Here is an 11,565-nt window from a genome sequence, read left to right as displayed (position 1 = left end):
GGGGGCGCGGGGCCGTCAGCGGAGCGCCGGTCATCCGCGGACGGCTCCCTTGGCGAGATCGCCGATGATCTGCTTCGCGCCGACCGCGAAGACGAGGAGCAGCGGGATCAGGGCGAGCAGGGCGCCGGTCATCACGACGCCGTAGTCGGTGGTGCCATGGGTGCCGTTGAGCTGGGACAGCGCGACCTGGAGGGTCACGTTGTCGGGGTCGGTGAGGGCGATCAGGGGCCAGGCGAAGTCGTTCCACTGGCCCATGAAGGTGAAGATGCCGAGGAAGGCCAGACCGGGGCGGACCACCGGCAGCGCCACGTGCCAGTACTGGCGCAGGAAGTTCGCGCCGTCGAGCCGGGAGGCGTCGAGGAGCTCGTCGTGGATGGCGGTCCTCATGTACTGGCGCATCCAGAAGATGCCGAAGGCGTTGGCCGCGGCCGGCACGATCAGCGCGGTCATCGAACCGATCCAGCCGATCCTCGCCATGATCACGAACTGCGGGATGACCGACAGCTGCGCCGGCACCATGAAGATGACCATGAGCAGCCCGAACAGCGCGTTCTTGCCGGGGAACGCGAACTTGGCGAAGACGAAGGCCGCGAGCGAGTCGAAGAGCAGGACCAGGAAGGTCACGGACACCGCGACCAGCAGCGAGTTCCACATGGACCCGAAGAAGTCGACGGCGTCGAAGAGGCCCCGGACGTTCTCCAGGAAGTGCGTGCCCGGCAGCAGCTTGGGCGGGTAGGAGAAGATCTCCGACGAGCTGTGCGTCGACATGATCACGGCCCAGTAGAACGGGAAGGCCGAGATCAACGTGCCGGCGATCAGCGGCAGATGCAGCGCGATCCCGCTGCGGCGGGCCCCCTTGACGGAGGTGCGGGCCCCCCTGACGGAGGTGCGGGACTCCTTGACGGACCTGTGGGACTCCTTGACGGATGCCATAACGCGCGCCCTTTCCTAGTCGCCCCGGCGCCGCACGAGGCGCCAGTTGATGATCGAGAAGAGGACGACGACGAGAAAGATGCCCCACGCCACCGCGGCGCCGTACCCGAAGTCGTTGTTGTCGAAGGTCTGTTGGAAGAAGTAGAGGACCATCGTCTGGCCCGAGTGGCCCGGACCGCCCGCGAACGTGGAGTCGTTGGAGGAGGTCTGGAGCAGCACCTGCGGCTCGGAGAAGCTCTGCAGTCCGGTGACCGTCGAGACGACGAGCACGAACAGCAGGGTCGGCCGCAGCAGCGGCAGCGTGATCCGGAAGAAGGTCTGGACCGGGCCGGCGCCGTCCATGCGCGCCGCCTCGTACAGGTCGCCCGGGACGGTCTGGAGCCCGGCGAGGAAGATGATGGCGTTGTAGCCGGTCCACTGCCAGGTCATCAGGGCCGCGATGGTGACCTTGATGCCCCAGGGCGTGTTCAGCCACGCCACCTGGTCGATCCCGACCGCGTGCAGGACCGCGTTCACCATGCCGGCGTTGGTGGAGAAGATCGAGCCGAAGACGATGGCGACGGCGACGACCGAGGTGACGTTCGGCAGGAAGTACGCGAAGCGGTAGACGTTTTTGAAGCGCACCGCGGAGTTGAGCATCACGGCCGTGACCATCGCCAGGACGATCATGGGGAAGGTGGCCAGCGCCCAGATGACGAGGGTGTTGCCGATCGAGTGCCAGAAGTCGCTGTCGCTCAGCAGGTACTGGTACTGGGAGAGCCCGGCCCACTCCATCGGGCCGAGGCCGTCCCAGCGGTGGAAGGACAGGTAGAGCGAGAAGCCGACGGGGAAGAGGCCGAAGGCGAGGAAGATCAGGTAGAAGGGGGAGATCGCGGCGTAGAGGTGCCAGTAGGCGCGCAGGCCCTTCTTGGGCGGGCTCGCGGCGGGCTGTCTCACGGCGGGCGGGGTCTGCTCAAGAACGGCCATCAGTAGCTCACCCCCAGGTGCTCGGCGACGCGACGGCACTTGCTCATGGCGTCCCTCCAGGCTGTCCTCGGGTCCTTGCCGAGGACGCCGACGTTCTTGATCTCGTCCTTGAGGGGCTGTCCGAGGGCGATGTCGAACGGGCTGTTGTAGGCGACGGCGATCCTCCGCGCGGCCGGACCGAAGACGTCGGTCGTGACCTGGCCGCCGAAGAAGGCGTCCGGCTCCCGCATCTGCGCGAGGTCGTACGAGGCGGGCGTGGAGGGGAAGAGGCCAGCGTCGACGTACCCCTGTGCCTGGTTGGCCGCGTCGAGGATCCAGGTGATGATCTCGAAGGCCCGCTCGGGCTCCCGGCACGCCTTGGTGATCGACAGGAACGAGCCGCCGTTGTTGGCGGGCCGCACCGGCATCTGCGCCACCCGCCATCTGCCCTTGGTCCTCGGCACGCCGTTCTTGATGTCGAAGGCGGCCCAGGAGGCGTTCAGTTGGCTCGGCAGCTTGCCGTCCTGGATGGCCGAGAACTGGTCCGGGGTGCCGCTGACCAGGTCCGAGACGATGCCGCGCCGCTTGGCCTCGACGGCGAGCGCCCAGGCCCGCCGCACATGCTCCTGGTCGCCGATGAAGTGGCGGTCCTTGTCGACGTAGCGTCTCGCGCCCTGCTGCACCACGTTCTCGAAGACGGAGTTGACGTCGGTGAGCAGCTTGGCGCCGGGGACGCGCTTGCCGAGCCGCACGCCCGCGTCGAAGAACTTCTCCCAGGTGTCGAGTTCGTTCGTCACGTCGTCGGGCTCGTACGGGAGCCCGGCCTCGCGGAAGATCTCGTACTGGTAGTAGTGCGCGACCGGCCCGCAGTCGATCGGGAAGCCGACCATCGTGCCGTCGTCGGCGACGCCCTGGTCCCATTTCCAGGACAGGTACCGGGACTTGTACGTGTCCGCGCCGAGCGTCCGCAGGTCCACGAACTGGTCCGCGTTCGGGAGATAGGCCGCCATGTCCTCGCCCTTGAGCCCGGCGATGTCGGGGATGTGGGCGCGGCCGGTGATGGTGGTGATGAGCTTGGAGCGGTACTGGCCGCCGATCTGGATGGCCTGGAGGTCGACCGAACTGTCGTAGCGGGCCTTGGCGTTCTTCACGACGGTGTCGCTCAGACCGCCGCTCCAGTACCACAGGACCATGTTCCGGCCGGTCGAGCCGGTCGGGACGGCACAGCCGGACGCCAGGCCGCCGAGCGCCGTGGCGGCCGTACCGGCCAGGCCCGCGCGCAGCAGGCCTCTTCGTGAGAGCCGCACAGCTCCCACCGCCTTTCGGGGGATTTCGGGTCTTCGCAGGGCTACGGGGATCGGAACCGCTGTGGGGGCGGGACAGCACACAGGGGGTCAGAGCCGCCGTGCGGGGGGTGTGACGGGGGCGTACCGGACGGGGGGCCCGGGATCGGCCGGGATCCGGTCGGACAGGAACCCGTACGCGGTCCTCAGGTCACGGTCGGCGGGCGACAGCGACCGCCACCAGCGGTCCACGCCGTACCAGCCCGGTGCCGCGAGCGCCCCGCCCGGGTGGCGGACGGACAGTCCGGCGGCGAGCACCGCGAACCGCAGCCGCTCCGTGAGCGGCCAGCCGCCGAGGGAGGCCGCGACGAAGCTCGCGCCGAAGACGTCGCCGGCGCCGGTCGCGTCCAGGACATCGATGTCGAGCGCCGGGACGTCCGCGTACTCCCCGGTGATCTGGTCGACGGCCACCGCGCCGTTCCCACCGCGGGTGACCACCGCGACCGGCACCAGCTCCGAGAGCGTGCCGAGCGCCGCGATCGCGCTGTCGGTCCGGGTGTAGGCCATCGCCTCGGCCTCGTTGGGGAGGAAGGCGTGGCAGAGCCTGAGCTGGTCCAGCAGGTCGGTGGACCACTGCCGGGTGGGGTCCCAGCCGACGTCGGCGTAGACCCGGGTGCCGTTCGAGGCGGCCTTGGCGATCCACTCGCGGGGTTCGGCCTCGAGGTGGACGAGGGCGGTGCGCGCCTCGGGCGGGTCGCCCATCAGCGTGTCCTGCGAGAGTGGGGGTTCCTGGCCGTGGGTGACCAGGGCGCGGTCGTTCCCGTAGGCGAGGGAGACGGTGACGGGGGTGGGCCAGCCGTCGGCGGTGCGGGAGAGCGAGAGGTCGACGCCCTCCTGGCGGGCGAGGACGTCCCGGCAGTGGGCGCCGTAGAAGTCGTCGCCGAGGACCGTGGCGAGGGAGGTCCGCAGGCCGAGGCGGGAGGCGGCGACCGCCAGGTTGGCAATACCGCCGGGGCCGCAGCCCATGCCGCCCGTCCAGATCTCCTCGCCGGGCGTCGGCGGACCGCCCAGACCCGTGAGGACGAGGTCGTAGAAGAGCAGCCCGGTCAGCAGCACATCGGGCCGGTCGTCGTCCACGCGCACATCCTCTCGTCGGTGCTCGTCAAAACTCGTCAATTTCGATGACGGGAATCGTGCGCCGCCCGACGACTTTGGTCAATACCCAAGCAGAAGTGAGCATAGAAATGATTGGCAATGACGAGTACCGTTCACGTCGTGCTGGCAGAACGACGACATCAACTCATCCTGCGGGCCCTGCGCTCCGGCGGCCCCGCGGCCGTGACCGACCTCTCCGAGCAGCTGGGCGTGAGCCCCGCCACCATCAGGCGCGACCTGGTCAAACTGGAGGAGGACGGGCTGCTCACCCGCGTCCACGGCGGGGCCCGCGCGGAGGAGGGCGACCAGCCCTTCGCCGAGGTCGCCGAGGTGCGCGTGGCCGAGAAGGACGCCATAGCCGCGCACGCGGCGGGACTGGTCGCGGACGGTCAGTCGGTGCTGCTCGACATCGGCACCACCGCCTACCGGCTGGCCCGCCGGCTGCACGGCCGCCGCCTCACCGTGATCACCAGCAACCTGGTGGTCTACGAGGAACTCGCCGACGACGAGGGCATCGAACTGGTCCTGCTCGGCGGCATGGTCCGCCGCGAGTACCGCTCCCTGGTCGGCTTCCTCACCGAGGACAACCTCCGCCAGCTGCACGCCGACTGGCTCTTCCTCGGCACCAGTGGAGTGCGCCCCGGTGGGCAGGTGATGGACACGACGGTCGTGGAGGTGCCGGTCAAGCGCGCCATGATCGAGGCGAGTGACAAGGTCGTGCTGCTCGCCGACGCGGCGAAGTTCCCCGGCACGGGGATGGCGAAGGTCTGCGGTCCGGAGGACCTGGACGTGGTGGTGACGAACGCGCCGGTGAACGCGGCGACGCGGACCTCCCTGGAGGAGGCGGGCGTCGCGGTGGCGGTGGCAGGAGAGGTGCAGGCGTGAGGCTGACGATTCTGGGCGGCGGCGGGTTCCGGGTGCCGCTCGTGTACGGGGCGCTGCTGGGCGACCGGGGCGAAGGGCGGGTCACGGAGGTCGTCCTGCACGACCTCGACGACAGCCGGCTGCACGCGGTCGCCCGGGTCCTGGCGGAACAGGCGGCGACCGTCGAGGACGCCCCCGCCGTTACCGCCACCACCGACCTCGACGAGGCGCTGCGCGGCGCCGACTTCATCTTCTCCGCGATCCGCGTCGGCGGACTGGAGGGCCGGGCGGACGACGAACGCGTGGCCCTCGCCGAAGGCGTCCTCGGCCAGGAGACCGTCGGCGCGGGCGGCATCGCCTACGGCCTGCGCACCGTCCCCGTCGCCGAGGACATCGCCCGGCGTGTCGCCCGCCTCGCCCCCGACGCCTGGGTCATCAACTTCACCAACCCGGCCGGCCTGGTCACCGAGGCCATGTCACGGCACCTCGGGGACCGTGTCATCGGCATCTGCGACTCGCCGGTCGGCCTCGGCCGCCGTATCGCCCGGGTGCTCGGCGCGAACCCGAACGAGGCGTGGATCGACTACGTCGGCCTCAACCACCTCGGCTGGGTCCGCGGTCTGAAGATCGCCGGCCGGGACGAGCTGCCCCGCCTGCTCGCCGACCCCGAACTGCTCGGCTCCTTCGAGGAGGGCAAGCTCTTCGGTGTCGACTGGCTCCAGTCCCTCGGCGCGATCCCCAACGAGTACCTGCACTACTACTACTTCAACCGCGAGGCCGTCCGCGCCTACCAGCAGGCCGACCGGACCCGCGGCGCCTTCCTGCGCGACCAGCAGGCAGGGTTCTACGAGGAGGTGCGGCGGCCCGACATCTCCGCCCTCACCGCCTGGGACCGCACCCGCGCCGAGCGCGAGGCCACCTACATGGCCGAGAACCGGGAGACCGCGGGCGCCGGCGAGCGTGACGCCGACGACCTGTCCGGCGGCTACGAGAAGGTCGCCCTCGCCCTGATGCGGGCCATCGCCCGTGACGAGCGCACCACCTTGATCCTCAACGTCCGCAACCAGGGCACGCTCGCCGTGCTCGACGACGAGTCCGTGATCGAGGTGCCGTGCCTCGTCGACGCCAACGGCGCGCACCCGGTCGCCGTCGCCCCGCTGCCCGACCACGCCACCGGCCTGGTCTGCGCGGTGAAGGCGGTCGAGCGGGAGGTGCTCGCGGCCGCCGAGTCCGGCTCACGGACGACGGCGGTCAAGGCCTTCGCGCTGCACCCGCTGGTCGACTCCGTGAACGTCGCCCGTCGCCTGGTGGAGGGCTATGCCGAGGTCCATCCGGGCCTGGCGTACCTTAGGTGACACTCCGCTGGTAAGCGCTTTCCCTCTCGTCCTCCTCTCTGGAGCCCGCCATGCACGACGAACGCCGCCGAATCGAAGAACGCGTCGAACGCCTCCACACCCAGCGCATCAAGCCCGCGCTCTACGCGGCCACCGTCCCCTTCGAGGTGGAGGCCTGGCAGGCGCCCGGGGAGCCGGTCTCCTTCGAGGAGGCCGCGGCCGCGCGCTACGCGCCCTTCGCCATGGACACCCCGTGGGGCCCGCCGTGGGGCACCACCTGGTTCCGGATGCGGGGCGAGGTGCCCGCGGAGTTCGCCGGCCGGCGCGTCGAGGCGGTCATCGACCTCGGCTTCGTCGGCGACTGGCCCGGCAACCAGGCGGAGGCCCTGGTCCACCTGCCCGACGGCCGGCCGCTGAAGGCGGTCAACCCGCTCAACCAGTACGTGCCGATCGCCAACCCGGCGACCGGCGGGGAGCGGATCGACTACCTGGTGGAGGCCGCCTCCAACCCGGACATCCTGGCGGACGGCTTCCGGGCGCCGACGCTGCTCGGCGACGTACTGACGGCGGGCGACCGCCCCCTGTACACCTTCCGCCGCGCCGACATCGCCGTCCTCGACGAGGAGGTCTTCCACCTCGACCTGGACCTCCAGGTGCTGCTCGGCGTGATGACCCACCTCGGCGACCACGAGCCCCGCCGCCACGAGATCATGCACGCCCTGGACCGGGCCATGGACGTCCTCGACCTGGACGACATCTCCGGCAGCGCGGCGGCGGTCCGCGAGGTGCTGGCGCCGGTCCTGGCCAAGCCCGCCCACGCCAGCGCCCACACCGTCTCCGGCGTCGGCCACGCCCACATCGACTCCGCCTGGCTGTGGCCGATCCGCGAGACCAAGCGCAAGACGTCCCGGACCTTCTCCAACGTCACCGCCCTCGCCGACGAGTACGACGACTTCATCTTCGCCTGTTCGCAGGCCCAGCAGTACGAGTGGGTGCGCGACAACTACCCGCACGTGTGGGCCCGCATCCAGGACTCGGTGAAGAAGGGCCAGTGGGTGCCGGTCGGCGGCATGTGGGTCGAGTCCGACGGCAACCTGCCCGGCGGCGAGGCGATCGCCCGCCAGCTCGTCCACGGCAAGCGGTTCTTCATCGAGCACTTCGGCATCGAGACCAAGGGCGTCTGGCTGCCGGACTCCTTCGGCTACAACGCCGCCTACCCGCAGCTCGCCAAGCTCGCCGGCAACGACTGGTTCCTCACCCAGAAGATCTCCTGGAACCAGACCAACAAGTTCCCCCACCACACCTTCTGGTGGGAGGGCATCGACGGCACCCGCATCTTCACCCACTTCCCGCCCGTCGACACCTACAACGCCCGCTTCAGCGGCGAGGAGATGGACCGCGCGGTCCGCAACTACTCCGAGAAGGGCGCCGGTACGCGCTCGCTGGCCCCGTTCGGCTGGGGCGACGGCGGGGGCGGACCCACCCGCGAGATCATGGAACGCGCCCGCCGCCTCGCCGACCTGGAGGGCTCGCCCAAGGTCGTCGTCGAGCACCCCGACGAGTTCTTCGCCAAGGCCCGCGCCGAGTACGAGGACGCCCCCGTCTGGAACGGCGAGCTCTACCTGGAGCTGCACCGCGCCACCTACACCTCCCAGGCCCGCACCAAGCAGGGCAACCGCCGCAGCGAACACAAGCTGCGCGAGGCCGAGTTGTGGGCCACGACGGCCGCCCTGCACGCGCCGGGCTACGCCTACCCGTACGAGCAGTTCGACCGGCTGTGGAAGACGGTCCTGCTGCACCAGTTCCACGACATCCTGCCGGGATCGTCCATCGCCTGGGTGCACCGCGAGGCGGAGGCCGAGTACGCGCGCGTCGCCGAGGAGCTGGAGGCGCTGACGGCGCAGGCGCTGGCAGCCCTGGGCGCCGGCACGGCACGGGTCTTCAACACCAGCCCCTACGACCGCGCCGAGGTGGTCCGGGACGGCTCCGGGGCCCCCGCCTACGCGCAGGTTCCCGCGAACGGCAGCGCCCCCCTCGCGCCCACCGAGCCCGCGCACCCCGTCACGGTCGAGGGCCGCGTCCTCGACAACGGCCTGGTCCGCGTGGAGGTCGCCGAGGACGGCACCCTGGCGTCCGTCCACGACATCCGGGCCGACCGCGAGGTCCTCGCCGAGCCCGGCAACCTCCTGCGTCTGCACACCGACCTCCCGAACTACTGGGACGCCTGGGACATCGACAAGCACTACAAGAACCGCTACACGGACCTGCTGGACACGGACGGCGTCACCGTCGTCGAGGCGGACCCGCTCCTCGGCGCCATCCGCGTGGAGCGCACCTTCGGCAAGGGCTCGAAGATCACCCAGACGATCAGCGTCCGCGCCGGCAGCCCCCGGATCGACATCGAGACGGACCTCGACTGGCACGAGGCCGAGAAGATCCTCAAGGCGGGCTTCCCCGTGGACATCCGCGCCCCGCACTCCTCCGCCGAGATCCAGTTCGGCCACATCCAGCGCCCCACCCACACCAACACCAGCTGGGAGGCGGCCCGTTTCGAGGTCTCCGGCCACCGCTGGGTGCACATCGCGGAGCCCGGCTACGGTGTCGCGGTCATCAACGACTCGACCTACGGCCACGACGTCTCCCGCACGGTCCGCGAGGACGGCGGCACCACGACCAAGGTCAGCCTCAGCCTGGTGCGCGCCCCGCGCGTCCCGGACCCGGAGGCCGACCAGGGCAGGCACCGCTTCACCTACTCCCTGCTGCCCGGCGCGAGCATCGAGGACGCGGTCGCCGAGGGCTACGCCCTCAACCTCCCCCTGCGGGTGGCGGATTCGGCGGGCGCCCCCGAGCCGGTCGTCTCCGTCGAGGGCGAGGGCATCACCGTCGAGGCGGTCAAGCTCGCCGACGACGCCTCGGGCGACGTGGTCGTACGGCTCTACGAGTCCCGCGGCGGCCGCGCCCAGGGTGTGCTGCGCACCGGCTTCCCGCTCGCCGGGGCCGCCGTCACCGACCTCCTGGAGCGCCCGCTCGACCAGGACGAGGCCGCCGTCGACGGCACGGTGCCGGTGACGCTGCGCCCCTTCCAGATCCTCACCCTCCGGCTGCGGCGCGGTGCCGTGAGCTGACCCGGGGCCAGGCCAACACTGGTTCATCGGCGCCGAGTTGGGGACGACCGCGGGCCCGGGGAGGGCGGACCGCGGTCACGGCGCCTTCGATGCAGAACCGCCCCCACGCCCGGCCGGGTCGGCGCAGGCGTGGGGGCGCTCCGTGGGGGGAGTCCGGTCGGCCGGCTCAGCCGGTGAAGCCGGCCGTGATCGAGGTGAACTGCCAGGTGCTCTGGCTGATGCCGGAGCAGTTGCTGACCACGCCGCCGCCCGGGCACGGCCGGTCACGGTTGACCGACCAGAACGCGAGCCGTGCGATGTGGTGGGAGTTCGCCCAGTCCCGGACGGAGGTCCAGGTCGCGGGCGAGGTGAGCTCCTGCTGGTCGGAGAGACCGTTCATGCCGGAGATGCCGATGTGCGCGTAGGCGGTGGCGTCGTCCCACCCGAAGGTGGACTTCAGCTTGGCCTTGAGGCCCTCCGTCGCGTTCACGGTGCTGCCGTACATGTCGGCTCCGCCACCGAAGTCGAACGGCATGATCGTGAAGACGTCGATGCCGGCGTTCAGCGCCTTGGCCTGCTCGATGAGCCGGTTGCCCCAGTAGGTCGGGCCGGTGGTGGAGGTGCCGAAGGTCAGGACGGTCCGCAGGCCGGGGTTGTTCGCCTTGACGATCCTCAGGGCGTTCAGGATCCGGTCCTGCACGGTCGCGTTCTCGAACTCGTCGGTGTTCTCGATGTCGACGTCGATCGCCTTGAGCCCGTAGGCGTCGATCACCTTCTGGTACGCGCCCGCCAGTGCCTCCGCGGTCGAGCAGTTCGGCCCGAGCTTGTTGCCGCTCCAGCCGCCGATCGACGGCACGATGTCGCCGCCCGCGGAACGGATGGAGTTGATGACGCTCTGGTCGTTGCCGCCGGTCAGCGGCCTGCTGCCGTCCCAGGCCGGGTCGCAGCCGCCGGAGGACAGGATGAACGCCATCGTGAACCACTTGATCCCGGTGGCGCTCATGACCGAGGTCGCGCTCGGCGGATCGCCCCAGCCGAGGTAGAGATAGGGCGCGGCCTGCTTGAGGCCGCCGCCCCCGCCGCCCGGATCGGTGGTGACGTTCACCGCGTCGGAGGCCCCGGAGGAGTTCCCGGCCGCGTCCCGCGCCCGCACGGTGAACGTGTAGGCGGTGCTCGGGGACAGCCCGCTGACCGTGGCGCTCGTACCGGAGACGCTGAGCACCTGGTGGGAGCCGCTGAAGATGTCGTAGCCCGTGACCCCGACGTTGTCCGTCGAGGCGTTCCACGCCAGCGACACGCTCGACGAGGTCTTCCCGGTGGACCGCGGACTCGCGGGCACGGTCGGCGCCTGCGTGTCCGAACCGCCGCCCGGGCCGTCGAGACTGATGTCGTCGGCGTGGTAGGTGCCCTGCGCGTACCACCCGTGGGTGTAGACGGTCGCGCTGGTCTGCGAGGCGCCGGTCGTGAACGACACGCTGAGCCGGCTGTACGCCGAGGGGGACGAGGTCCAGGTGGAGGAGGCGCCGTCCACGCCGAGGTACACATAGCTGCCGCGCACCCAACCGCTCAGCGTGTACGCGGTGTCGGGCCGTACGGCGACGGTCTGGCTGCACTTGGCGATGTCGCTGGAACTCACCACGCCCGCGAGGGACTTGGAGCCACCGTGCACGGGGGAGGAGACGACCGAGCCGAGGTTGCCGGTGCAGGTCCAGGGGGAGAGGGCGCCGGTCTCGAAGCCGGGGTTGGCGAGGACGTTGGCCGCTTGCGCGGTACCGGGAAGGGCGACGGCCCCGGCGAGCGCGAGGCCCGCCGTGGCGAGGAGGGCGAGGAGACGTCTGGAACGTCCGAGTGGGTTGCGCACGCGATCTCCCTGGTGGATGTGGGGTGTTCGGGAGGGGCACAGAGGTGCGGTGGTGCGCAGTCCAAGTTGGTATGGACCAATCCCGC

At 70.6% G+C, this 11,565-nt stretch carries 8 protein-coding genes; 3 read left to right on the top strand and 5 right to left on the bottom strand.

Going from position 1 to position 11,565, the window contains the following annotated elements:
• Nucleotides 1-30: 30 nt before the first annotated feature.
• The 4 genes from ACZ56U_RS20265 to ACZ56U_RS20250 form a co-directional block, all read right to left on the bottom strand.
• Nucleotides 31-933, bottom strand: coding sequence for a carbohydrate ABC transporter permease (locus ACZ56U_RS20265; protein ID WP_469085371.1), 903 nt, complete (start codon nt 931-933; stop codon nt 31-33).
• 15 nt (nt 934-948) lie between these two features.
• Nucleotides 949-1,899 (bottom strand): carbohydrate ABC transporter permease, encoded by a 951-nt coding sequence (locus ACZ56U_RS20260; RefSeq protein WP_469085370.1) that lies wholly within the window; start codon nt 1,897-1,899, stop codon nt 949-951.
• Complete coding sequence (locus tag ACZ56U_RS20255; RefSeq protein WP_469085369.1) at nt 1,899-3,185, bottom strand: ABC transporter substrate-binding protein; 1,287 nt, start codon at nt 3,183-3,185, stop codon at nt 1,899-1,901. The genes ACZ56U_RS20260 and ACZ56U_RS20255 overlap by 1 nt, the downstream gene beginning before the upstream one ends.
• Before the next feature lie 87 nt (nt 3,186-3,272).
• On the bottom strand, nt 3,273-4,298 hold the full coding sequence (locus ACZ56U_RS20250) for a carbohydrate kinase family protein (protein WP_469085368.1): 1,026 nt from the start codon (nt 4,296-4,298) through the stop codon (nt 3,273-3,275).
• Nucleotides 4,299-4,436: 138 nt separating this feature from the next.
• Here ACZ56U_RS20250 and ACZ56U_RS20245 point away from each other — a divergent pair, with 138 nt between their 5' ends.
• Genes ACZ56U_RS20245 through ACZ56U_RS20235 form a run of 3 tightly spaced genes read left to right on the top strand, consistent with a single transcriptional unit; the run spans nt 4,437 to nt 9,639 of the window.
• Nucleotides 4,437-5,201 (top strand): DeoR/GlpR family DNA-binding transcription regulator, encoded by a 765-nt coding sequence (locus tag ACZ56U_RS20245; RefSeq protein WP_469085367.1) that lies wholly within the window; start codon nt 4,437-4,439, stop codon nt 5,199-5,201.
• Nucleotides 5,198-6,535: a 6-phospho-beta-glucosidase gene (locus ACZ56U_RS20240; RefSeq protein ID WP_469085366.1), complete on the top strand. Its 1,338-nt coding sequence runs from the start codon at nt 5,198-5,200 to the stop codon at nt 6,533-6,535. Before ACZ56U_RS20245 ends, ACZ56U_RS20240 begins: the two co-directional genes overlap by 4 nt.
• Nucleotides 6,536-6,585: 50 nt before the next feature.
• Nucleotides 6,586-9,639, top strand: coding sequence for an alpha-mannosidase (locus tag ACZ56U_RS20235; RefSeq protein WP_469085365.1), 3,054 nt, complete (start codon nt 6,586-6,588; stop codon nt 9,637-9,639).
• 166 nt (nt 9,640-9,805) lie between these two features.
• Here ACZ56U_RS20235 and ACZ56U_RS20230 read toward each other — a convergent pair whose 3' ends face one another.
• A complete protein-coding gene (locus tag ACZ56U_RS20230) occupies nt 9,806-11,479 on the bottom strand; it encodes a carbohydrate binding domain-containing protein (RefSeq protein ID WP_469085364.1) in 1,674 nt (557 codons plus the stop codon).
• Nucleotides 11,480-11,565: the final 86 nt, after the last annotated feature.

The sequence above is a fragment of the Streptomyces sp. NPDC034103 genome, from assembly GCF_055575395.1.
The sequence above is the reverse complement of the archived record's forward strand: the minus strand, read 5'-3'. Positions and strand labels throughout refer to the sequence as shown.

Bases quoted from the DNA above. Each gene is read 5' to 3' on its own strand.
- ACZ56U_RS20265 (WP_469085371.1), bottom strand. From the start codon at position 933: ATGGCATCCGTCAAGGAGTCCCACAGGTCCGTCAAGGAGTCCCGCACC.
- ACZ56U_RS20260 (WP_469085370.1), bottom strand. From the start codon at position 1,899: ATGGCCGTTCTTGAGCAGACCCCGCCCGCCGTGAGACAGCCCGCCGCG.
- ACZ56U_RS20235 (WP_469085365.1), top strand. From the start codon at position 6,586: ATGCACGACGAACGCCGCCGAATCGAAGAACGCGTCGAACGCCTCCAC.